Consider the following 24319-nt stretch of genomic DNA (forward strand, 5'->3'; position numbering starts at 1 on the left):
CCATGCCGAACTCAGAAGTGAAACGCCGTAGCGCCGATGGTAGTGTGGGGTCTCCCCATGCGAGAGTAGGGAACTGCCAGACATCAAATAAAAGCGAAAGGCTCAGTCGAAAGACTGGGCCTTTTGTTTTATCTGTTGTTTGTCGGCGAGCGTTCTCCTGAGGAGGACAAATCCACCGGAACTTTATCCGGCATATATATTTAATGAATAACCTGCGATAAAAACGCGCGAGTGCGTTCCGATTTGGGGTGAGCAAAAAACTCATCCGGTGGTGCCTGTTCCACAATCTCGCCAAGATCCATAAAGATCACCCGGTCAGCGACTGTGCGGGCAAAGCCCATTTCATGGGTTACACATAGCATGGTCATGCCCGATTGCGCCAGACCTATCATGGTATCCAGCACTTCTTTTACCATTTCAGGATCCAACGCTGATGTGGGTTCATCAAATAACATGATTTTGGGTTTCATACACAGCGAGCGTGCAATGGCCACGCGCTGTTGTTGTCCACCAGAGATTTGCCCGGGATATTTATGTGCATGTTCGGCAATGCGGACCCGCTCAAGGTAGTGCATTGCCAGTACTTCAGCCTCTTTTTTCGGCATCTTTTGCACCCAGATAGGCGCCAGCGTGCAGTTTTGCAAGACAGTCAAATGAGGAAAGAGATTAAAGTGCTGAAAGACCATGCCAACTTCTTGTCGGACGCGCTCAATATTGCGGATGTCTTCATTGAGCTCAATCCCATCCACTACTATGCGTCCTTGCTGATGTTCTTCCAGATGGTTAATACAGCGGATAGTTGTCGATTTACCCGAACCGGAAGGCCCGCATAATACGATGCGCTCTCCTTGTTTTACCTTCAGGTTGATGTTTTTCAGGACATGAAACTGTCCGTACCATTTGTTGACGTTTTCCAGCGTAATCATCGCGTCGGTAGACGGCATTAATAATTGGCTCATAAATTCCTCAGTGCGGTGTACGCCCGGTGTTAAAACGTTTTTCCAGATGTTGGCTGTAACGCGACATACTGAAACAGAAGATCCAGTAAATCAGTGCAGCGAAAACATATCCTTCTGTCGACATACCCAGCCACGCAGGGTCCACAGTTGCCTGCTGTACGCTACTGAAGAGATCAAACAGACCGATGATGATGACCAGGCTGGTATCCTTGAACAGGGCGATAATCGTGTTAACCAGACCCGGGATAACCAGCTTGAGGGCTTGCGGAAGAATGACCAGCCCCTGAGTTTTCCAGTACCCTAGCGCCAGTGATTCCGCGGCCTCATACTGACCTTTCGGTAGGGCCTGTAACCCTCCGCGAACCACTTCTGCGACATAGGCCGACTGGAAAAGAATAACGCCGACCAGCGCCCGGATAAGCTTGTCGATACTGGTTCCTTCGGACATAAACAGAGGAAGCATGACCGAGGACATAAACAGAACGGTAATCAACGGTACACCGCGCCAGAACTCAATGAAAATGACGGATAAAACCCGCACGACTGGCATATGGGAACGACGTCCCAACGCCAGTAAAATGCCCCATGGAAGCGCGCCTGCAATCCCCACGGATGCAATAATAAGCGTCAGTGTTAATCCGCCCCACTGCCGGGTTTCTACGCGTTCAAGTCCGAAAAAACCACCGTACATCAGCCACCAGACGACAATCGGATATATGACTGCCCAGATAGCGATATAACGGCCACGGTGGGGAATGGTTTTCCAGAACATCGGAACAATAGAAGCCAGACCAATTATCAGGGCCAGATTTACGCGCCAACGCTGATCGTGTGGATAAAGCCCATACATGAATTGCCCGAAGCGTTCATGGATGAACACCCAGCAGGCTCCGGCTTTGGTACAGTCTGCCCGGGTAGAACCGACCCAGTTGGCCTGAAAGAATACCCAGTTCAACAGTGGCGGGAGAAATGACCAAATCAGCCATACGCATAGCAGGGTGAGCAGGCTATTTGACCAACTGGAGAACAGGTTTTTACGCACCCAGAGTAGACAGCGGCTTGCCGGATTGCTGCGCTGGCGCGAGGGGTGAGACAGCAGTGCTTTTGTCATCATGGCTCCTTAGCGCTCAATCAGTGCAATACGGCGGTTATAAATATTCATCAGCAAAGAAATACTCAGACTGATGATCAGGTATACCGACATGGTGATGGCGATCGTTTCAATGGCTTGCCCTGTTTGATTGAGTACCGTGCCGGCAAACAGTGAAACCATGTCCGGGTAGCCAATGGCGGCTGCAAGAGAAGAGTTCTTGACGATATTCAGGTACTGGCTGGTCAGTGGGGGTATGATGACGCGTAGCGCCTGTGGAATGATTACCTGGCGTAGCGTCACCGGATTTGGCAGACCCAGCGAGCGTGCGGCTTCATGTTGGCCGTAAGGAACGGCCTGAATGCCCGCCCGAATAATTTCTGCAATAAATGCCGAGGTATATACCGAAAGCGCCAGAGTCAGTGCCGCCAGTTCAGGAATAAGCACCATACCGCCACGGAAGTTAAAACCACGGAGCGCGGGAATATCCCAGTGAAGCGCAGCGCCAAACATCCACTGTGAAATCACCGGTAAAAGTACGATCAACGCCAGAGCCGTGGGCCAGGTCCGACGTAGCTGACCGGTTTTGGTCTGATGCATTCTGTTGAAGCGAAATAATCCGATGGTGACGACGATAGCGATAACGACAGCGGTACAAAAGGCAAAAAAACCTTCTCCCATTTGCGGGGACGGAATATAGAGCCCCCGGTTACTCAGGAACATCAAATCCAGCGCGTTAACGGCCTGGCGTGGGCCGGGCAGATTACGTAATACGGCGAAATACCAGAAGAAGATCTGCAGCAGCGGCGGTATATTGCGGAACGTTTCGATGTAGATCGTCGAGAGCTTTCGCAATAACCAGTTATCTGACAGGCGTGCCAGCCCGAGAAAGAAACCGAGAATTGATGCGAAAACAATGCACAGTGCTGAAACTAACAGCGTATTGAGCAGGCCGACCACAAAGACACGACCATACGTATCGCCTTGCTCGTAATCGATCAGATGCTGGACAATGCCAAATCCGGCGCTGCGATCGAGAAAAGAAAACCCCGAGGTAATACCGCTATTGTTCAGGTTATTTATCGTGTTATGAATGAGATAGACCGCAATGCTGATAACCGCAATGACGGCGAGTATTTGAAATAACCAGGCGCGGACCGCAGGGTTAGAAAAGGATAACGATCCTTTTACGGTTGAGCGGCGATGGAACATAAGAAAACCTCAGTAACTATGACTCTGGGCTGAGCGCCGCAGTTGCGGCGCCCGTTACATCACTACGCATTAGCGCACCGGTGGCGCATACTGAATGCCACCGTTATTCCAGAGGTTGTTCTGTCCACGTTTGATCTTCAGCGGACTTTCCGATCCAACGTTACGTTCAAAGATCTCCGAATAGTTACCAACTTGCTTGATAATGTTGTAGGCCCATTTGTTATCAAGCTTCAGATCCTTGCCATAATCCCCTTCTTTACCCAACAGGTGTGCCATATCCGGTGTTGCTGGATTAGCCGCTTTTTCATCGACGTTTTTCGAGTTAACACCCATTTCTTCCGCATTTAGCATGGCGAACAGTGTCCAGCGAACAATGGAGAACCACTCATCGTCCCCGCGACGTACGACAGGTCCCAGCGGTTCTTTAGAAATAACTTCTGGCAGGACGATCCATTCCGCAGGATTGCTCAGCTTGATGCGTAGGGCATACAGCTGAGACTGGTCGGAAGCCAGCGTATCGCAACGTCCAGATTCCAGAGCTTTGGCTGATTCATCCGAACGGTCAAAGGTGACGGGGGTGTACTTCATCTTGTTGGCTTTAAAGTAGTCGGCCACGTTTAGTTCGGTATCGGTTCCCGCCTGAATACAGACCGTTGCACCATCCAGCTCTTTAGCGCTCTTCAGGCCTGCTTTATTGTGGGTAAGAAAACCAATGCCGTCGTAATACGTTACACCAGTGAAGGACATGCCCATACCGGCATCACGAGAAGAGGTCCACGTGGTATTACGAGAGAGCATGTCGACTTCACCAGACTGTAATGCGGTAAAGCGTTCCTTGGCGGTGAGCGGGGTATATTTTACTTTGCTATCATCGCCAAATACGGCGGAGGCAACGCCACGACATACATCAACATCAATACCCGAGAACTTGCCGCTTGCATCGGCGTAAGAAAAGCCAGGCAAGCCGTCGCTGATCCCACATTGCACAAACCCTTTTTTCTTTACGGCATCAAGTGTTGCGCCGGCATGTGCCTGATTTGCAACAGCAAGCAGCACACCGGCCGCAGCCAGGCTGGCGATTATCATCTTTTTCATAGAGCATCCTGTGTGGAGGAATTATTGTTATGGAAACGTTCTGAAAACGTCTTTTACCTGTCTGTGGCTTTGGCCATACTCTTTTAAGCAAAGGTAGTGCCAGTTTTTTGCGCCTGATTATTCGACGCAATATGCAGAGTGTAGACAGGAAAAAATAAATGCAGCGCCCTGAAGTGGTGCAAAATTGAAACGTAAGCCACATTTCGGCGCAAAAAATTTAAAAATCAGACAGGACGCGTGATAACGATTTCTGGCGTTAATATTAATGACGTGAGAATAATGAAAAGAAAATGTGGTGTTACGAAAAACAGAAAAAATGCTAATTTCAAATCGCGGATGTGTGAGTGAAATCTATAATAATTTTATTACATGTCAGGTTCTATTAAGCAACGTTTTGTCTTATATGTAGATTTTATGCTTATTGCTAAAAGCGCGGTAATAACCGCGCTTTTAATATGATTTATTTGGTCAGGGCGACAATCCCAAGCGTCAGTCCGGCAACGGCTGCAGCACCACCGGCGATGGCTCCGGCTGTTTCCCAGTTATCCTGGGTGGTGCCTTTCATACAGGTATTGGTATGAACCAGGCGTCCCTGATCGTCGTATACAGGTACGCAAGGAGAATCGTGTGCACAGCCAGCCAGGAATGCGGTAAGCAGTGCAACGGATATTAATCTTTTCATGGTGTTACCTCAAAATAAGCGTTTCGCTAATTAAGCAAAGACAAACGCTAAGCCATCTGCGAACTCGGCGATTATTTTACCACTTCTTAAAAAAGGACTGACATGAGGAATAATCTCAATTCATGTGGATTGTAAAAATAATGGATAAAAAGAAAGGCTGCAGGCGAGTTTAGAGGGATAGTTTAAATGAAATAAATGGCTATCTTACTAATAAATAAAGAGGAGCATCGTAGGTGAAAAAGGCGTCCGTAGACGCCTTTATTTTACAAATTAATCGTTGTGCCGACTAAAACGCCGTCTTACGACAACAAAGAAGACGGGGACGAAGAAGATAGCCAACAATGTTGCGGTCAGCATTCCTCCCATAACACCGGTACCGACCGCATTCTGCGCACCACTACCTGCACCGTGACTGATAACCAGAGGCATAACCCCCAGAATAAAGGCCAGGGATGTCATCAGGATAGGACGAAGACGCATGCGCGATGCCTCCAGCGTCGCTTCAATCAACCCCTTGCCTTCTTTATCCATCAGGTCTTTGGCAAACTCGACGATCAGGATGGCGTTCTTAGCCGAGAGGCCGATTGTGGTTAGTAAGCCAACCTGGAAATACACATCGTTATTCATCCCACGCAGTGATGCTGCTAACAATGCGCCCACAACACCGAGCGGTACAACCAGCATCACCGAGAAAGGAATAGACCAGCTTTCATACAATGCGGCAAGGCAAAGGAAGACAACGATTAGCGAGATGGCATACAGCGCAGGAGCCTGGTTACCCGACAGTCGTTCCTGATAGGACATCCCCGTCCAGTCATGACCAATACCGTTTGGCAGTTTTTCCGCCAGGCTTTCCATCAGCGCCATTGCTTCACCGGTACTTCTGCCAGGCGCAGCTTCTCCCAGCAGTTCCATAGAAGGCATACCGTTATAGCGCTCCAGGCGCGGTGAGCCGTAGATCCAGTGTGCGGAACTGAACGTGGAGAACGGAACCATTTCGCCATTGGCGCTACGAACATACAGATTATTGATGTCTTCCGGCAACATACGGAATTTGGCATCGGCCTGTACGTACACTTTTTTCACGCGGCCACGGTCAATGAAGTCATTGACGTAATAGCCACCCAGCGCAGCGGAGATGGTTTCATTAATATCGGACAGCGAGACGCCAAGGGCCTGAGCTTTTTCCTGATCGACATCCAGCTTGAACTGTGCGGTATCCTCGAGACCGTTTGGACGCACGCGAACCAGCAGGTCAGGGTGTTTGGCAACCATGCCCAGCAGTTGGTTACGTGCCTGGGTTAGCGCAGCATGCCCCAACCCGCCCTGGTCAATCAGCTCGAAGTCGAAGCCCGTCGCGGTACCCAGTTCAACGATGGCTGGCATGTTGAAAGGGAACACCAGACCATCACGAATCTGACTAAACGCTCGGGTAGCGCGGGCGATAATTGATTCAACGTTATTTTCGTTACCGCTACGTTCTTCCCAGGGCTTGAGGCTGACGAACGCCATCCCTGAGTTTTGCCCCTGGCCGCTGAAGCTAAAGCCGTTAACCGTAAAGACGCTTTCAACGTTGGCTTTTTCATTGTTCAGGTAGTAGTGGGTGACCTGATCCAGCACCTTCTGGGTGCGTTCTTGCGTGGCGCCTGCAGGAAGTTGAATCATCGTCAGGAAGACGCCCTGATCTTCCTCTGGCAGGAAGGAGGTTGGCAGGCGCATAAACAGCACCGCCATCCCGATGACGATTATCAGGTAGACGACCAGGTAACGCCCAGTTTTACGCACAATACCGCTGACGCTATTGGTGTAATGATTGACGCTGTGATCGAATTTGGCGTTGAACCAGCCAAAGAAACCGCTTCTTTTCTCGTGATGTTCAGCTGATACCGGCTTCAGCAACGTTGCACAAAGTGCGGGAGTCAGGATCAGCGCGACCAGTACTGAAAGCGCCATGGCGGAAACGATGGTGATGGAAAACTGCCGATAGATAGCCCCGGTTGAACCGCCAAAGAAGGCCATCGGGATAAATACCGCAGACAGCACCATGGCGATACCAACCAGTGCTCCCTGTATTTGTGACATGGATTTTTCCGTCGCCTCTTTGGGCGGCAGATGATCCTCCATCATCACGCGTTCCACGTTTTCCACCACCACTATCGCATCATCGACCAATAGACCGATGGCGAGCACCATGCCGAACATCGTCAGGGTGTTTATTGAGTAGCCAAACGCAGCAAGCACGGCAAATGTGCCCAACAATACGACAGGTACGGCGATGGTCGGAATGAGCGTTGCCCGGATGTTTTGCAGGAACAAATACATGACCAGGAACACCAGCACGATCGCTTCAAACAGTGTTTTTACCACTTCATGAATGGAGATGGTCACAAATGGCGTCGTGTCGTACGGGTAGACCACCTTCATTCCCTGCGGGAAGAATGGTTGCAGTTCAACCAGCTTGGCTTTAATAGCGTTCGCGGTATCCAGCGCGTTTGCCCCAGTTGCCAGCTTGATCCCAAGGCCGGATGCAGGCTTACCGTTAATACGCGCCACGACGTTGTAGTTTTCCCCGCCTAACTCGATACGCGCGACGTCTTTCAGGTGAACAACCGAACCATCGCTGTTCACGCGTAAAGTCACTTTGCCGAACTCTTCAGGGTCTTTCAGTCGCGTTTGCGCAATGATAGAAGCGTTAAGCTGCTGGTTAGGTAATGCAGGCGTCCCTCCTAACTGACCTGCGGCAATCTGATCGTTCTGTACCTTCAACTGATTGATCACATCAACCGGCGTGAGCTGATATTTGTTCAATAAGTTTGCATCCAGCCAGATGCGCATGGCGTACTGTGCACCAAACAGCTGCACGTCACCCACGCCATTCAGACGGCTGATTGAGTCTTTAACGTTCGAGGCGACGTAATCGGAAATGTCATCCTGTGTGGTTTGTGGGTTGTCAGAAACAAAACCCGCAACCATCAAAAAGCTGCTGCTGGATTTCTCGACGCTGATCCCTTGCTGCTGAACTTCTTGCGGCAGTAGCGGAGTGGCGAGCTGCAGTTTATTTTGCACCTGCACTTGCGCGATATCGGGATCGGTACCGGACTGGAAAGTCAGTGTAATAGTCACACTCCCGGCCGAGTCGCTGGTGGAGGACATATACATCAGGTTATCGATACCATTCATATTCTGTTCGATAACCTGTGTGACTGTATCCTGAACCGTCTGTGCATCCGCACCAGGATAGGTGGCCGAAATGGCGACCGCAGGAGGCGCAATGGTCGGGTACTGTGCCACGGGCAGTTGCATGATTGCCAGAGCACCCGCCATCATCAGAATGATAGCCAATACCCAGGCAAAGATAGGACGCCTGATAAAAAAGTTAGCCATGTCCGGTTACCTTATTGGGCTTTCGTGGCAGGGGTTTCGGTATCGGCGGTTGCTTTAACCTGAACGCCTGGACGTGCTTTCTGTAAGCCACTCACGATAACTTTGTCACCCGATTGCAGGCCTTCGCTGATGAGCCACTTGTCACCAATAGCTTGTGCGGCAACGACTGCGCGAGACTCAACCTGACTCTTGTCGTTAACGACCATTACGGTGGCATCACCGCGAGGCGTACGCGTTACCCCCTGCTGCGGAACGAGAATGGCATTCGGCTGGACGCCTTCATCAATGCGTGCGCGCACAAACATGCCCGGCAACAGCGTGTGCTGTGGGTTAGGGAACACGGCTCTGAGGGTGATTGATCCGGTGCTTTCATCAACCGTCACATCAGAAAACTGCAAAGAGCCTTTTAGCGGGTATGACTGACCATTTTCCATCACCAGTTCGACAGTACTGCTGGCGCTGTCTTTATGCAGACTCCCTTGTTCAACGGACTGTTTGAGGCGCATAAAGTCGTTACTGGACTGTGTCACGTCGACGTAAATGGGATCGAGCTGTTGAACGGTAGCAAGCTCAGTAGCCTGGCCATTCGTGACTAATGCACCTTCGGTGACGTTAGATTTACCGATGCGTCCGCTAATTGGCGATGTCACTTTGGTGTAGGCCAGATTGATACGCGCGCTTTCGACCGCCGCTTTTGCCGCGATCACGGAGGCATCGGCCTGACGAGCATCAGCAATTGCCTGATCGTACTCTTGCTGGCTGATGTACTTGGTGCCAACCAACGGCACATAGCGTTTCACCGTTAAATGCGCGATTGCAGCCGCCGCTTCACTCTTCGCCAGTTCACCTTTGGCGCTGTCATAGTCAGCCTGATAAGTCGCGGGATCGATCTGATAAAGTGACTGTCCGGCTTCAATATCGCTTCCCTCAGTGAAATTCCGTTTAAGCACTATCCCGCTGACCTGGGGACGAACTTCTGCAATTCGGAATGCCGTTGTGCGCCCGGGTAATTCGGTCGTTACGGCTAAAGGAGCCTTTTCGACGACATGGACAGTCACCTGCGGTTCTGCGGGATGAGCTTGTGTTTCTCCCTGATCGTTACAACCGGCGAGTAATGCAGCGGAGACGATGATGAATGAGGGCAGGAGTGAAAACCTGGCATTTTTCGTCATTTCTATTCCTTAAAAAAGCGAACGCTCGTTATTAACCGGGTAACGCAGGGGGCGATAACGTGCACAAGAAAAATAATAGTTGGCTATCCTACAAATTATTAGCTTGCGATGTAAGCAATACTTATTTATAGGCACGATACACGGCACGTAAAAGCAAAAAAAGATTAATCGACAGCTGTTTCATTGTGGTGTTAATAGCAATACTATGATTCGCATAAACACAAATTGAAATAAGCATTTGGTTTGTGAATATATTGTTTGTTGGTATTCGTTTTGTTTATTCGTGTGCAAAGTCCGTAATAATATTTTTTAGAACTCGTTTAAATAAATGCTAAGTGATACATTTGTTCCGTATCGCAAATATTAGATAAGAAAGTTAATCATTCTCTACTCTACCTCAGACAGTCGGAACCATGGCCAGAAAAACGAAAGCTGATGCCCTCAAAACGCGGCAGCACCTGATAGAAACGGCAATTGTACAGTTTGCCGCACGTGGCGTAAGCAATACGACGCTAAACGACATTGCGGATGCCGCCAGCGTGACGCGTGGCGCGCTCTATTGGCATTTCGAAAATAAAACTCAATTGTTTAATGAGCTATGGTTACAACAACCACCTTTACGCGATCTTATTCAGGACAAGCTAATTGGTCGTTGGGGTGATAACCCTTTACAGCGATTGCGAGAAAAGTTTGTGGTGGGGTTACAATATATTGCAGAGAACCCTCGTCAGCAGGCATTAATGCAGATTTTATATCATAAGTGTGAATTTCATAACGATATGATATCTGAGCAGGATATTCGCGATAAAATAGGTATCAGTCATCAAAGCATTCGTGATTCCCTGCAAAAGTGTGTCGATGACAATCTGATTGCCACCACTCTTGATTTAGATGTCATCATCATTATTCTGCACGGTAGTTTTAGCGGAATTATAAAAAACTGGTTAATGAATCCAGTGAGTTATGATCTATATGGGCAAGCTCCAGTATTAGTTGATAATGTACTAAAAATGTTAAGCCCAGACGGTAGCGTCATGCAATTAATGCAGAGTGAAAACCAGGTCGGATAGTTTTTACCGCCAGAGGCTGACGGCTGTCGAAGTGTTATCTGAGGTGCTATTCGAGGTCGACGCAGTTGACCAGCTTAAGGGGATTCACTGAGTTCATATTCCGGCACTTGTCGTGCTCTGTTGTCATCAGCTCTATCCATTGGATGAGCAGCGCATCAAAAAGAAAAACGAAGACCGCAAAAACAACCAGCCACCAATACTTGCGAATCATTCCTAAACCCTGTGTATTCATGCCCAAGTGTGCAGGGAATATACACGAAATTTTTAAGCTGAAAAGCAGACTTACAATGCCTTTACTTTGTTGAAAGATCGCCACTCTTTGCCGTCAATCGACTCTTTTTAGACAGGTTTTTTGTCTTACGTTTTTTCACCTTGGCAAGCTCAATTTCTGAAAAATGAGAACCGATACTCAGTCTTCTGAGCCCCATTTTTACGTATTCAGTATTGATCTCAATCCCGACAAACTTGCGACCCAATTCCACGGCGGTAGCTCCGGTGGTGAAGCTGCCGGCAAACGGATCCAGTACCTTGTCATCTGGGTTCGAGGACGCCAGAATTATACGCTCCAGGAGGGCTTTGGGTTTCTGGGTGGGGTGGTTTTCGTATTCGTCCATCAGATAGCGTACGCGTGGGAACTCCCAGACATTGCCCGGCACTTTTTTCTGATTGTAGGGCTGCGGCGGGTTTTTTCTGTAGTCTATTAGCGCGCGTTTAGCGCCAGTTTTGGCTTCAACCAGAATATCGTCACGATTAAATGTGTAGTTTTTCTGATCTTTTACCATCATCAGGATCGGTTCATACATCGAACCAAAGTAATTTTTGGCCTGTACCCCTGAGCTATCGTATGACCACACGATACGACTCTTGATGGTAAAAAGCGGGCGGCATTTGAGGTCGATGTACGGCATGTTCTCCGTACTGTTCATGATGTACATGGTGCCGTGTGGTTTGAGGATGCGATGGCACTCGTCGATGCACTCAAACAACCACGCCAGAAAGTTCTCTTCGTCCCAGGATTCAACCATCCCGTCAAAGTCTTTCCCGATGTTATAAGGAGGGTCAGCAAAAATGAGTTCGACGCTTTCAGACGGCAGTTTTTTCAGTTCAGTTAGCGCATCGCCCAGGATTATCTTTTTAGATTCATCGCCAAAATAGACAGGTTCACATCTCGCGTTCATCGCCAAAGCCTCCCGTGTGGCGTCAATAAAAAAGGCGCTTCCCCATGCCGAGTAGCGCCTTTTAAAACAAACATTTAACTGATTAGTATCAGTTCATGCCGTATTTTTTCAGTTTTTTACGCAGCGTACCACGGTTGATGCCCATCATCAGGGCAGCACGGGTCTGGTTACCGCGGGTGTATTGCATCACCATGTCCAACAGGGGCTGTTCTACTTCAGCCAGTACCAGCTCATAGAGATCATTCACATCCTGACCATTCAATTGAGCAAAATAGTTCTTCAGTGCCTGTTTAACCGAGTCACGCAGGGGCTTTTGAGTTACCTGGTCCTGAGAGTTAACGGTAGAAACGGTCAGTACGTCAGAATTTACGCGTTGTTCGAACATAGTTCTGTCAGCTCTTTATTTCTGTTTACGCAAAATTTTCGAAGTATGCCTCCAACGCCGCCAGCTGTTCGCTGGAATCTTCAATGGCGTTGAATGTGCGCCGAAACTGGTCATCCGGAGCGTGTTCCTGGAGATACCAGGATACGTGTTTACGCGCAATTCGGTACCCTTTTGCCTGACCATAAAAGTCGTGCAGTTCCCGAATGTGCGCACAAAGCAAGCGCTTCACCTCTGCCAGAGGCAGCGGGGGCAGCAGCTCCCCAGTGTCCAGATAATGCTGGATTTCCCGAAAGATCCAGGGTCTTCCCTGAGCTGCACGTCCTATCATCAGGGCATCCGCCCCCGTATAGTCGAGTACAGCTCTGGCTTTATGCGGGTCAGTAATGTCGCCATTCGCGATAATCGGAATGGAAACTTTCTGCTTAACTGCCCGAATACTGTCGTACTCAGCATCTCCATTGAACAAACAGGCGCGGGTGCGTCCATGAATGGTCAGAGCCTGAATGCCACAGTCTTCAGCCAGTTGGGCAATCTCTACGCAGTTACGGTGTTCCGGAGCCCAGCCGGTGCGAATCTTGAGTGTGACAGGAACGTCCACTGCATTGACGACCTCGGTTAGTATCGATTTCACTAAATCCGGGTACTGCAAGAGGGCTGAACCTGCGAGCTTGCGATTCACTTTTTTAGCCGGACACCCCATATTGATATCAATAATCTGGGCGCCGCTTTCCACGTTAATACGTGCGGCATCGGCCATCTCAACAGGGTCGCTACCGGCAATTTGCACCGTGCGAATTCCTGGCTCATCAACGTGCACCATCCGTAAACGAGACTTGTCACTTTCCCAAACCTGCGGGTTAGAAGACATCATCTCGGATACTGTCAATCCTGCTCCCATCTCATAGCACAGCGTCCTGAATGGTCTGTCAGTGATGCCAGCCATAGGTGCTGCGATCAGGCGATTTCTGAGCTGGTATTGTCCGATGCGCATGAGTTAAGAAATGACCATACTGTGACTGCAAGGCGGCGTATATTACGCATTTTTCGCACGAGATGAAAGGCCAAACTTTGACCAATCCACTGAGGTGGATCAATGAATTGCCGTAAATGTGAACGCATGAAAATATTTAATCATATAAATCATCGTATTATAAAAATGTGTCGATTTTATATACACATATAATTTTGCGTAACTTCTCATTTTTTCTTCAGCTGCAGACGGTACTGACAAGATATTCTGCTGAATTAATCAGCAAATTACCTCGTCATTGTGTGATCGCTACCTCATTTTAGTACAGGATCTCGGTATCCCCAGAATAGCTGTCCGTAATCTTGCGTTCATTCAACGGCTGCAGCGGGCGATTGTTTGCCGTCCCAACAATGTAGTGGAATTTATCCATCTGTTCGGCAGAAAGAGCAACAGGCGTTTTCAGGATAGTCCAGGTGACGCCTTCGGTGCAGGGAGGCGTTGTTAACGAACCACGGTAGCGCCAGTAGGTTTTATTGTCGGGTAAAAGCTGGTGGATATCGACCGGCGAGAAGATGGCCATGCTGCTGTCCTCCATGGTTGGAAAGGACTCCCACAAATTTTGAATCGCCTGGTTTGGTTCGCCGATATCAAACATAACCGCCATGATAGCGATGTCTCCGGATTGATTTTTGTGGACCAGCTGCAGCTCCAGCGGATAGGTTTTACCGTTGAGGGTATGTTCGCTCGGGGCATGAAAATCAAATTGTTTTAAATAATAAAGCGTTTCATCAATTTCAATAGAATTAGATGCGTAGCTACTCATCGTTGCCTGCAACGTATGGTTAATGCTCCGAAATCTAGTTGGGCCATCGACGTACTGCATGTTCAGCGCGGGGAGACCGAGTTTACTGGTTGTGGTGGTCTGGATGTCTATGGGGGATTGGTTTATGCCTGTCTGGCACGTTGCATACGCTTTGCTGATTTCTCCCCACCGTGCGGGGCCGTTTTCTTCGGTATATCCCCATGGTACGGCCAGCGTGGTCAGTGGCATCATGCATGCTGCCAGCAAAGTTGTTGTAAAACAGTTGAAACGCATACGTTTACTCAACGAGAATCAATATAAAAAATAACAAAATCAATTGATTATTATATCGCTGAGGAAAGTGTCGGTATGCTGGTCAATTGTCTGAAAATGGCGTGGTCAGATAACCACGCCGGAAGGGATTATTTTTTCTGGCCGGTAATGCGACACCACTCTTCTTTCTCGATAACCGGATCGAGCGTAAAGAGATCGGCATAGGCTTCACAGACGCTTTCCGCCTGGCTGGCAAGAATACCAGAAAGCCCCAGCAAACCGCCCTCAACGGGCAGTACGCTGATTAACGGAGCCAGTTCACGTAATGGGCCAGCAAGGATGTTGGCGACCACCACGTCGGCTTTCATCGCCTCTGGCTGGTCTTTCGGCAGATAAAGCTCCAGACGCTCAGAAACACCATTACGCTGGGCGTTATCACGGCTGGCCTGAATCGCTTGCGGATCGATATCCACGCCAATGGCTTTCGCCGCACCCAGCTTCAGCGCCGCAATGGCAAGAATGCCGGAGCCGCAGCCAAAGTCGATAACCGTTTTACCGTTAAGATCAAGACCGTCCAGCCATTGCAGGCACAGAGAGGTAGTGGGGTGCGTGCCTGTACCAAACGCCAGACCCGGGTCCAGCATCACGTTGACAGCATTCTCATCCGGGACATCGCGCCAGCTTGGGCAAATCCACAGACGTTCACCAAAGCGCATCGGGTGGAAGTTATCCATCCATTCGCGTTCCCAGTCTTTGTCTTCGAGCTGTTCGATTTTATGCGCGAAGCCTTCACCCAGCAGCGGATGCTGTTCCAGGATAGCAACTACTTCTTTCATGTCGGTTTCTGCATCGAACAAGCCGATAACGTCGGTATCACCCCACAGGCGAGTCTCGCCCGGCAGAGGTTCAAATACCGGCGTATCATGCGTATCCTGGAAAGTAATGGAAACGGAGCCCGCTTCCATTAGCGCATCGCTCAACTCTTCAGCGTTGGCACCGGTCGTGTTCAGTTTCAGTTGGATCCATGGCATGGCAAAACTCTTTATTTATCAGTAGTCAATATGGCGGCTTGCGGGACGGCGGAACCGAAACGGTTGCCTATCAGGAAAGCCAGCAAGCTTATCAGTAACGAGGGCACGATTGGGTGGAAGCCCAGGAACTGAACGTTAAAGGTGGCGAGTAGAGCATAAAGCACGCCGCCGACAATCATCGCGCTCAATGCGCCTGACGCGTTTGCCCGCTCCCAATAGAGGCCCAGCACCAGCGGCCACAGGAAGACGGCTTCCAGCCCGCCAAACGCCAGCAGATTAAGCCAGATAATCATCTCTGGCGGTTTCCAGGCGGCCAGCAACAGTAACGCGCCCAGCAGCAGGGTAATCACTGCCGACATGCGTTTCAGCCGGGTTTCGTTTTCCAGCTGTTCCGGGCGAAGGTTCAGGTACAGATCCTTAATGATCGTAGCGGAACTTTGCAGCAATTGGGCATTGATCGTCGACATGATCGCGGCCATAGGTGCGGCGAGGAAAATCCCGGCAGCGACCGGCGGCAGGACTTTGACCATCAGCGTAGGGATTACCAGATCCGGTACCGTCAGGTCAGGGATTACCGCCCGTCCCAGGGCGCCCGCCAGATGCATACCAAACATCAGGATCGCCACCACGATGGTGCCGATGATAATGCCGCGGTGTACCGCTTTACTGTCTTTATAAGAGATACAGCGTACCGCCGTATGCGGCAGGCCAATCACGCCAAAGCATACCAGCACCCAGAATGAGGTCATAAACGTGGGTGACAAAATGTCATCAGCGCCCTGCGGCGAAACCAGTTTAGGATCGATAGTCTGCAGGGTTACCACCGCATTGCTGAGGCCACCGGCAGCATGAACAACGCCGACCAGCAAAACGATAGTACCAATCAGCATCACCATGCCCTGCATGGTGTCGTTCAACACGCTGGCGCGAAAGCCGCCGAACGCCGTGTATAACGCGATGCTGACGCCAAAAATCAGCAGACCGGTTTCGTAGGGGATACCCGCTGCGGTTTCCAGCAAACGTGCGCCGCCAATAAACTGTACGGTCATTGCCCCGACAAACGCGACCAACAGGCTGAGGCTTGCCAGCCATACCAGCAGGCGGCTCTGGTAGCGTGCAAATAGCATATCGTTGAGGGTAACAGCATTATAACGGCGTGCCAGAATGGCGAATTTCTTACCAAGAATCCCCAATGAGAGCCATACGGCGGGCAACTGGATCATCGCTAGCAGCACCCATCCCAGTCCGTATTTGTAAGCGGCACCAGGACCGCCAATAAACGAGCTGGCGCTAATGTAGGTTGCCGTTAGCGTCATCGCTAACACGACGCCGCCCATGGAGCGGCTGCCGAGGAAATATTCATTCAGGAAGGTACCGGTCGATCTCTTGCGCATGGCATAAACTGAGAGACCGAAGACCACCAGAAGATAGGCGACCAGCGGAAAAATAACTTCAAGCTGCATCGTCATCCTCCAACGGAATGTCGCGATAGATAAACTTCACCATCGCCCAGCACAGCACGATAAAAACCAGCGGCGTTAGCAGGCAGGCCATTTCGAACCAGTGCGGTAAGCCGGTAAAACCCAGCGTTGAATCTGGTAAGTAAGCGGCCACTAACCATGTGACCATATATAAAAGGGTTAGCCACAGCGCCCAGCGCGCCTCTTTATGGGCCTGAACAAAACGAGCGTCCATTTTTTGTCCCTTGTGGATAAAGAAAGCGGGGATTGTACCTTATGGCACGTGCGGGAGGGGAGAAAAACAAAAGGCCGGAATTTCCGGCCTTTTCGGTTAACGCACGCTTACTTTTCCTGAAGTCCGAGTTTTTTCTCCAGGTAGTGGATATTGGTTCCACCGTGCTGGAAGTGCTCGTCATTCATGATACGGATCTGCAGGTCAACGTTGGTTTTGATACCGTCGATGATCAGTTCCTGCAATGCGTTTTTCATACGGGCGATAGCGACGTCGCGGTTTTCGCCATAGCAGATCAGCTTACCGATCATTGAGTCATAGTACGGAGGTACGGTGTAGCCTGCGTAAATATGAGACTCCCAACGCACACCAAAGCCACCCGGTGCGTGGAAACGCGTGATTTTACCCGGGCTTGGCAGGAAGGTGTTCGGGTCTTCGGCGTTGATACGGCATTCTACCGCATGGCCTTTAACCACAACTTCGTCCTGCTTGATGGACAGCGGTTGACCCGCTGCGATGCGCAGCTGCTCTTTGATCAGATCAACGCCGGTGATCATTTCGGTTACCGGGTGTTCAACCTGAATACGGGTGTTCATCTCAATGAAGTAGAACTCGCCGTTTTCGAACAGGAACTCGAAAGTACCCGCCCCGCGATAGCCGATATCAACACAGGCTTTGGCGCAACGCTCGCCGATGTAGCGACGCAGTTCCGGGGTAATGCCCGGCGCTGGTGCTTCTTCGACAACTTTCTGGTGACGACGCTGCATGGAGCAGTCACGTTCTGCCAGATAAATCGCGTTACCCTGACCGTCAGCCAGCACCTGAATTTCAATGTGGCGTGGGTTTTCCAGGTATTTCTCCATGTAGACCATGTCGTTATTGAAAGCGGCTTTTGCTTCCGCTTTGGTCATGGAGATGGATTGTGCCAGTTCGGCATCGCTACGCACGACGCGCATACCGCGACCGCCGCCGCCGCCGGAGGCTTTGATGATAACCGGGTAGCCGATGCGTTTAGCATGAGCGCGGTTAGCGTCCATGTCATCGCCCAGCGGGCCGTCAGAGCCAGGAACGGTCGGTACGCCCGCTTTCTTCATCGCGGTGATTGCAGACACTTTGTCGCCCATCAGGCGGATGGTGTCAGCTTTCGGGCCGATGAAGATAAAGCCAGAACGCTCTACCTGCTCAGCAAAGTTGGCGTTCTCAGAGAGGAAGCCATAGCCCGGGTGAATTGCCACCGCGCCGGTGATTTCAGCGGCGCTGATGATAGCCGGGATGTTCAGATAGCTTTTTACGGACGGAGCCGGGCCGATACAGACCGTCTCATCCGCCAGCAATACGTGTTTTAAATCGCGATCCGCACTTGAATGCACAGCGACAGTCTTGATGCCCAGTTCTTTACAGGCACGAAGAATACGCAGGGCAATCTCGCCGCGGTTGGCGATAACAATTTTATCCAACATGTTCGCCTCGTTATTCGATGACGACCAGCGGCTCGTCAAATTCTACCGGTTGACCACTTTCTACCAGAATCGCTTTAACTACGCCGGATTTGTCGGCTTCGATCTGGTTCATCATTTTCATGGCTTCAACGATGCACAGGGTATCGCCCGCATTCACTTTCTGTCCGATTTCGATGAACGCTTTAGCATCCGGGCTCGGGGTGCGGTAGAACGTACCAACCATTGGGGAGCGTACGATGTGACCACTGATTTCCGCTGCTGCCGGAGCTTCCATACTTGGAGAGGCAGTTTGTGCGACAGCGTTAGACAGAGCTGGTTGCTGCATCACTGGTGCAGCATAAGCCTGTTGCATCATCGGAAAACTTGCAGCTGGCGCTGCACGGCTGATGCGTACAGATTCTTCGCCTTCAGAAATTTCCAGTTCGGAGATGCCTGATTCTTCAACCAGCTCGATCAGTTTTTTAATCTTACGAATATCCATGAGTGGGTTCCGTACTCTTTGTTTAGTGAGATTGTGACAGGCGTTTTACCGCCGTCTGTATAGCATTTTTATAACAGTGAGTGACAAGATGCCACGCATCTCAGGCGCTGCACTGGGTGCTGCTGCCATTAAGTGAGATTGCCAGACTTGTTAGTCATTGTGCGGCTATCTTCTGCCATTTTCGGGTAAAAGACAAAATATACCTTCAATATGCGATTGTCACCCTTTCAGCGCCTTAAAAACGCTACCGAGGATAGCAAAGTCGCACATTATAACTATTTCGTAGCAATTGGCAGCTAAATACTGGTCTTATCAGGGAAGATAATCAACCGTTAACATGTAAAGAAAATCGGATCGTCCGTGTTTTGCAACGCACTGCACATATCGTGAAACTACCGCCACCACTGGCGAAACTTCTTGTAACGGCACGCTAACAGCACCGCAGCGAGCGCTGCATAAATAATCGGTTGAGGGGAGATAATTTTTACCGACCACAGATAATGTATGGGTGCCAGGATCGCCACAAGATAGACGAAGTTATGCAAATACTGCCAGTTTTTACCCAGCTTTCGCTGTGCAGCCTGCGTGGACGTTAAGGTGAGGGCGAATAATATGACCCAACTGACAATGCCCAAGGTTAAATAAGGCCGCGTAATTAATTCCCGCCCTAACAACGCCAGATTATTAATGCCCAGTTCCAGTAACGCGTAGCTGGTTAAATGCAGTGTTGCCCAGGCGAAACACCATAGCCCTAACAGGCGACGTGTGCGTATCAATAATGGCTGTTTAGCGTAGCGCGCGAGTGGAGAGACCAGCAAGGTTGCCAGCAAGAATTTCAGAGCTGTCCTACCGGTAAAGTGCTGGATATCTTTGACCGGATCGGCGCCCAGAACGCCGTGATTTATCGCCCAAAATAGCCAGATAAACGGCAAAAAACCGGCAAGATGCAGGCAAACTTTCAGCCCGGTAATGTGCTTTGCGGTCAGTCGCACTTAAAAATTCTCCTGCAAATTGAGTCCGCGATACAGTGACGCAACCTCTTCGGCATAGCCGTTAAACATCAGCGTGGGCTGACGCTGTACGTCCAGAATACCGCCAGCGCCAATAAAACGCTCTGTGGCCTGGGACCAGCGGGGATGATCGACATGCGGATTCACGTTGGCATAAAACCCGTATTCATTGGGCGCGGCCAGATTCCAGGTTGTCGGAGGGCGTTCGCGTGTGAGTTTGATACTCACGATCGACTTAATGCCTTTAAATCCATATTTCCACGGCACAATTAAGCGAATGGGCGCGCCATTTTGTGGCGGAAGGGCCTTACCATAAACCCCCACGGTAAGCAGTGTGAGTGGGTGCATCGCTTCATCCAGGCGCAACCCTTCAACATAGGGATACTTCAGCCCGCCGCCAATAAAGCGATCTTTTTGTCCTGGCATTTCTTCCGGTGCGTACAGCGTTTCGAACGCGACATACTTCGCATTGCTGGTGGGTTCTACCTGCGCCAACAGTTTATGTAACGGAAAGCCAATCCACGGCACGACCATTGACCAGGCTTCCACGCAGCGCATGCGGTAAATCCGTTGCTCCAGCGGGAAACGGGTGGTCAAGGTATCGTGATCGAGAGTGAGTGGTTTGGCGACCTCACCACTGATTTTTAATATCCACGGATCGGTTTTCAGGCTACCCGCGTTGGCTGCCGGATCCGCTTTGTCGAGACCGAATTCATAGAAGTTGTTGTAGCCAGAAACTTTATCCGCTGGCGTTAAAGGAAGCGAATTTTGCCAGGCGGCGGGCTTGCTGAAATCAAGCGGCTTTCCCGCGGGCGCGGGCGGGCGGTCATTACCCTTAAACCAACTCAGAAGGTCAGCCTGCGCAGAGTGGGGTAAAGACAACGCGGCTGCGCTGATCCCTAATGCTTTCAGCACATGGCGACGCTGCATAAAAAAAGCCGACTCGTCAGTGACGTCGGCTTCTGTAAATGGACGTAATTTCTTCATAACAGACTCCCGGCTTACGCGTCATAACTGACAGGGGACGCGTAGTTAATATGGCAGGGAGTCTGTAGATGTGCCGCGAAATTTCGTTAATTAAGTGTAAATTTCTGCGCCAGGGTCTGTTACTTCACCTTCACCAGCGTACGGCCTTGCACCTGGTTATTGATGATGGCATCGGCGAACTTCGGCGCATCCGCCAGCGTAATTTCCGTTGCCGCCTGAGCATAGAACGATTCCGGCAGATCCTTAACCAAACGCGCCCAGGCTTCTGCACGGCGTGCCGGCGGGGTCATCACCGAGTCCACTCCTTGCAAACGAACGTTACGCAGAATGAATGGCATTACCGTGGTTGGCAGAGCGAAACCGCCCGCCAGACCGCAGGCGGCAACACAGCCGCCGTAGTTCATCTGCGCGAGGACTTTCGCCAGAACTTTGTCGCCAACGGTATCCACCGCGCCAGCCCACAGCTGTTTTTCCAGCGGGCGAGATTCAGCAAATTCATCGCGGCCAAGAACACGATTAGCGCCCAGGCTTTTCAGGTAGTCGTGGGTGCTTTCACGACCCGAAACCGCCGCAACCTGATAACCCAGCTTATGCAGTAACGCAACGGCCGTGCTGCCCACGCCTCCGCTGGCACCAGTGACGACAATCTCACCGTCTTGCGGACGAATTCCTGCATCTTCAAGCGCCATGACGCAAAGCATGGCGGTAAAGCCAGCGGTACCGATGACCATGGCTTTACGTCCATCCAGCCCTTTTGGCAACGCAACCAGCCAGTCGCCTTTCACGCGTGCGCGTTCTGCCAGTCCACCCCAATGATTTTCACCTACGCCCCAACCGGTCAGTAAAACCTCCTGACCCGCATGAAAACGGGGATCTTCGCTTGCACGCACGGTACCAGCGAAATCGATACCAGGAATCATCGGAAAATTACGAATGATTTTTCCCTTGCCGGTGATAGCCAGGGCGTCTTTATAGTTCAGGCTTGACCAGTGGACATCCACCGTTACATCGCCTTCCGGTAGCTGATTTTCGTCGAGGGGTTGAACGGATGCGAGGGTTTTTCCGTCCTGCTGTTCTAAGATCAAAGCCTGCATAACCTGTCCTCAATTCGTATAGTGGATTGGAAAATTAATAATGAAGACTATACTCGCTAATCAAAACATGATGCCGATTCTGCGCAATAAATTGCCAGATATACCTGATTTGGTAGTATGCCCTCACAGTTTGTATAAATTGGCGGATTTTGCGGTCAGTTTTGCATTTTAGAGTCGATTTATCACTTTCAGGCCTGTTTCATAACTGTCGGAGTTAACACAAGGATGCGATTAACGACGAAATTTTCAGCTTTTGTCACGCTGCTTACTGGGTTAACGATCTTCGTGACTCTGATCGGCTGTTCGCTGAGTTTCTACAACGCTATTCAATATAAGTTCACCACGCGCGTTCATGCGGTCGCGACGGCGATTGATACGCATCTGGTCTCCAGAGATGTCGTTGCGTTAACCCCGCAAATCGATGAACTGATGGTTTCTGTTGATATCGTGCGCATCGAACTGTTGCAGGGCGAAAACGTGGTGTATGACCACTCCCGGACCAGCAGCTACCGACCGGCAGGGACAAACAATCTCTACCGCGAGATTACCGTACCGTTGGTCAAGCATCCGGGTATGTCATTGCGTCTGGTTTATCAGGATCCGATGGGTAACTATTTCCATTCGCTACTGACCACCGCGCCGCTCACGATAGCCATTGCTTTCATTATTCTGATGCTCTTTTTGTCTGTGCGCTGGCTTCAGCGTCAGCTTTCGGGTCAGGAGCTGCTGGAGATTCGTTCCACACGTATTCTGAACGGCGAACGTGGACCGAACGTGCGGGGAACGGTCTATGAATGGCCAGCGCGTACCAGCAGTGCGCTCGATATGCTGCTGACTGAAATTCAAAATGCCCGCGAGCAACGCAGCCGCCTGGATACGCTGATTCGTTCCTATGTCGCGCAGGATACAAAAACCGGGCTAAGCAACCGCTTGTTCTTTGATAACCAACTGGCCACGCTGCTGGAAGATCAGGAAAAAGTAGGCTCGCATGGCGTTGTGATGATGGTGCGCCTGCCGGACTTTACGCTGCTGCGTGATAGCTGGGGAATCACCCTCGCGGAAGAACAAATCTCGACGCTGATCAATTTGTTGTCGACTTTTATGACGCGCTATCCGGGCGCGTTGCTGGCGCGCTACCACCGTAGCGATTTTGCTATTCTGCTGCCGCACCGTACGCTGAAAGAGGCGGAAAGTATCGCCGGGCAATTATTAAAAGCGGTAGATGCACTTCCGGCTAATAAAATGATCGATCGTGCCGATATGGTTCATATTGGCATTTGCGTTTGCCGCAGCGGTCAGTCGCCGGAGCAAGTGATGGATCATGCTGAAGCCGCCACCCGGAATTCGGTATTGCAGGGCGGAAATAGCTGGTCGGTCTATGATGACTCGCTGCCGGAAAAAGGTCGGGGCAACGTACGCTGGCGAACGCTGATCGAACAGATGCTCAGCCGGGGCGGGCCGAGAATTTATCAAAAGCCTGCAGTAACGCGTGAAGGCCGGGTGCACCATCGGGAGTTGATGTGCCGAATTTTTGATGGCAACGAAGAGGTCATTTCGGCGGAATATATGCCGATGGTCCTGCAATTTGGTCTGGCAGAAGAATATGACCGTTTGCAGATAAGCCGTCTGATCCTGCTTTTGGGCTACTGGCCGCAGGAAAATCTGGCGATGCAGACAACGGTTGAATCGCTTATTCGTCCACGTTTTCAGCGCTGGCTGCGTGATACGCTGATGCAGTGCGAAAAATCATTACGCAAACGCATAATTATTGAACTTGCTGAGGCAGATGTCTGTCAACATATCAGCCGGTTACAGCCCGTCATCAGATTGATGAATGCGCTGGGCGTGCGTATTGCCGTTACGCAGGCGGGGTTAACGCTGGTGAGCACCAGTTGGATCAAAGAGCTTAACGTTGAGTTATTGAAGCTTCATCCAAGTCTGGTGAGGAACATTGATAAGCGAACGGAAAATCAGCTTCTGGTTCAAAGCCTGGTGGAGGCCTGTTCGGGAACACCCACGCAGGTTTACGCCACGGGCGTACGTTCGCGTAGTGAGTGGCATACGCTGACAGAACGCGGAGTTGCGGGTGGGCAAGGAGATTTTTTTGCCGCATCACAACCACTTGACACTAACGTGAAAAAATATTCGCAAAGATACTCGGTTTAACCTGCCGTTTAATTTGTTTTCACGTAGAATAACGCGCGCTGTGCCTTCTGGGGGTGTGCTTGCCTGCTCGCCAGGTTGTAACAGCAAACATGCAGGTGAATGACCTTTGACAGGTTGCAAACAAAA

At 50.6% G+C, this 24319-nt stretch carries 22 protein-coding genes and 1 rRNA gene; 3 read left to right on the top strand and 20 right to left on the bottom strand.

What is annotated here, in order from left to right:
• Nucleotides 1-82: ribosomal RNA gene (gene rrf, locus OGX96_RS22655) — 5S ribosomal RNA — on the top strand; the annotation flags it as partial.
• Nucleotides 83-200: 118 nt separating this feature from the next.
• Here rrf and OGX96_RS03505 read toward each other — a convergent pair.
• The 7 genes from OGX96_RS03505 to OGX96_RS03535 all read right to left on the bottom strand — a co-directional run bounded on the left by OGX96_RS03505 (nt 201) and on the right by OGX96_RS03535 (nt 9594).
• Nucleotides 201-959, bottom strand: a complete 759-nt coding sequence (locus OGX96_RS03505; RefSeq protein WP_003025300.1) for an amino acid ABC transporter ATP-binding protein — start codon at nt 957-959, stop codon at nt 201-203.
• A 7-nt stretch (nt 960-966) separates the two neighbouring features.
• Complete coding sequence (locus tag OGX96_RS03510) at nt 967-2070, bottom strand: amino acid ABC transporter permease (protein WP_191227193.1); 1104 nt, start codon at nt 2068-2070, stop codon at nt 967-969.
• 9 nt (nt 2071-2079) lie between these two features.
• Nucleotides 2080-3261, bottom strand: coding sequence for an amino acid ABC transporter permease (locus OGX96_RS03515; RefSeq protein ID WP_079934965.1), 1182 nt, complete (start codon nt 3259-3261; stop codon nt 2080-2082).
• Between the two features lie 69 nt (nt 3262-3330).
• Nucleotides 3331-4356, bottom strand: a complete 1026-nt coding sequence (locus OGX96_RS03520; RefSeq protein WP_008785976.1) for an amino acid ABC transporter substrate-binding protein — start codon at nt 4354-4356, stop codon at nt 3331-3333.
• A 460-nt stretch (nt 4357-4816) separates the two neighbouring features.
• Complete coding sequence (locus OGX96_RS03525) at nt 4817-5038, bottom strand: lipoprotein (RefSeq protein ID WP_003025292.1); 222 nt, start codon at nt 5036-5038, stop codon at nt 4817-4819.
• Between the two features lie 270 nt (nt 5039-5308).
• Entirely contained in the window at nt 5309-8422 is a 3114-nt protein-coding gene (locus OGX96_RS03530) for an efflux RND transporter permease subunit (RefSeq protein WP_008785975.1), read from the bottom strand.
• 11 nt (nt 8423-8433) lie between these two features.
• Nucleotides 8434-9594 carry an efflux RND transporter periplasmic adaptor subunit gene (locus OGX96_RS03535; protein ID WP_198801723.1) on the bottom strand — a complete coding sequence of 387 codons (1161 nt, stop codon included), beginning with the start codon at nt 9592-9594 and terminating at the stop codon, nt 8434-8436.
• Nucleotides 9595-10007: 413 nt separating this feature from the next.
• Here OGX96_RS03535 and envR point away from each other — a divergent pair, with 413 nt between their 5' ends.
• Nucleotides 10008-10664, top strand: a complete 657-nt coding sequence (gene envR / locus OGX96_RS03540; RefSeq protein WP_008785973.1) for an acrEF/envCD operon transcriptional regulator — start codon at nt 10008-10010, stop codon at nt 10662-10664.
• 46 nt (nt 10665-10710) lie between these two features.
• On the opposite strand, the gene OGX96_RS03545 is transcribed toward envR, so the two are convergent.
• The 13 genes from OGX96_RS03545 to acuI form a co-directional block, all read right to left on the bottom strand.
• Entirely contained in the window at nt 10711-10875 is a 165-nt protein-coding gene (locus tag OGX96_RS03545) for a DUF2556 family protein (protein WP_003025279.1), read from the bottom strand.
• A gap of 82 nt (nt 10876-10957) precedes the next feature.
• The gene (gene yhdJ / locus OGX96_RS03550) at nt 10958-11842 is read right to left on the bottom strand and encodes an adenine-specific DNA-methyltransferase (protein ID WP_198801874.1); all 885 of its coding nucleotides are present in this window, start codon (nt 11840-11842) and stop codon (nt 10958-10960) included.
• Between the two features lie 88 nt (nt 11843-11930).
• The gene (fis, locus tag OGX96_RS03555) at nt 11931-12227 is read right to left on the bottom strand and encodes a DNA-binding transcriptional regulator Fis (RefSeq protein ID WP_000462905.1); all 297 of its coding nucleotides are present in this window, start codon (nt 12225-12227) and stop codon (nt 11931-11933) included.
• Nucleotides 12228-12252: 25 nt separating this feature from the next.
• On the bottom strand, nt 12253-13218 hold the full coding sequence (gene dusB / locus OGX96_RS03560; RefSeq protein WP_008785970.1) for a tRNA dihydrouridine synthase DusB: 966 nt from the start codon (nt 13216-13218) through the stop codon (nt 12253-12255).
• A gap of 298 nt (nt 13219-13516) precedes the next feature.
• Entirely contained in the window at nt 13517-14251 is a 735-nt protein-coding gene (locus tag OGX96_RS03565; RefSeq protein ID WP_286582272.1) for a carbonic anhydrase, read from the bottom strand.
• Nucleotides 14252-14421: 170 nt separating this feature from the next.
• The gene (gene prmA / locus OGX96_RS03570) at nt 14422-15303 is read right to left on the bottom strand and encodes a 50S ribosomal protein L11 methyltransferase (RefSeq protein WP_003025221.1); all 882 of its coding nucleotides are present in this window, start codon (nt 15301-15303) and stop codon (nt 14422-14424) included.
• An 11-nt stretch (nt 15304-15314) separates the two neighbouring features.
• Entirely contained in the window at nt 15315-16766 is a 1452-nt protein-coding gene (gene panF / locus OGX96_RS03575) for a sodium/pantothenate symporter (RefSeq protein ID WP_020996361.1), read from the bottom strand.
• On the bottom strand, nt 16756-16998 hold the full coding sequence (locus tag OGX96_RS03580) for a YhdT family protein (RefSeq protein ID WP_286582274.1): 243 nt from the start codon (nt 16996-16998) through the stop codon (nt 16756-16758). Before OGX96_RS03580 ends, panF begins: the two co-directional genes overlap by 11 nt.
• A 107-nt stretch (nt 16999-17105) precedes the next feature.
• Complete coding sequence (gene accC / locus OGX96_RS03585; RefSeq protein WP_003828838.1) at nt 17106-18455, bottom strand: acetyl-CoA carboxylase biotin carboxylase subunit; 1350 nt, start codon at nt 18453-18455, stop codon at nt 17106-17108.
• Nucleotides 18456-18465: 10 nt separating this feature from the next.
• Nucleotides 18466-18936 (bottom strand): acetyl-CoA carboxylase biotin carboxyl carrier protein, encoded by a 471-nt coding sequence (accB, locus tag OGX96_RS03590; protein WP_003025210.1) that lies wholly within the window; start codon nt 18934-18936, stop codon nt 18466-18468.
• Between the two features lie 392 nt (nt 18937-19328).
• A complete protein-coding gene (msrQ, locus tag OGX96_RS03595; protein ID WP_198801725.1) occupies nt 19329-19928 on the bottom strand; it encodes a protein-methionine-sulfoxide reductase heme-binding subunit MsrQ in 600 nt (199 codons plus the stop codon).
• Nucleotides 19929-20933 (bottom strand): protein-methionine-sulfoxide reductase catalytic subunit MsrP, encoded by a 1005-nt coding sequence (gene msrP, locus OGX96_RS03600; RefSeq protein ID WP_103284660.1) that lies wholly within the window; start codon nt 20931-20933, stop codon nt 19929-19931.
• A gap of 119 nt (nt 20934-21052) precedes the next feature.
• Nucleotides 21053-22027 (bottom strand): acrylyl-CoA reductase (NADPH), encoded by a 975-nt coding sequence (acuI, locus tag OGX96_RS03605; RefSeq protein ID WP_048236873.1) that lies wholly within the window; start codon nt 22025-22027, stop codon nt 21053-21055.
• 225 nt (nt 22028-22252) lie between these two features.
• Here acuI and csrD point away from each other — a divergent pair, with 225 nt between their 5' ends.
• Nucleotides 22253-24193, top strand: coding sequence for an RNase E specificity factor CsrD (gene csrD, locus OGX96_RS03610; protein ID WP_048215442.1), 1941 nt, complete (start codon nt 22253-22255; stop codon nt 24191-24193).
• Nucleotides 24194-24319 lie beyond the last annotated feature (126 nt).

It is taken from the genome of Citrobacter sp. Cpo100 (assembly GCF_030332595.1).
In the GTDB taxonomy this organism is placed as follows: Bacteria; Pseudomonadota; Gammaproteobacteria; order Enterobacterales; family Enterobacteriaceae; genus Citrobacter; species Citrobacter portucalensis.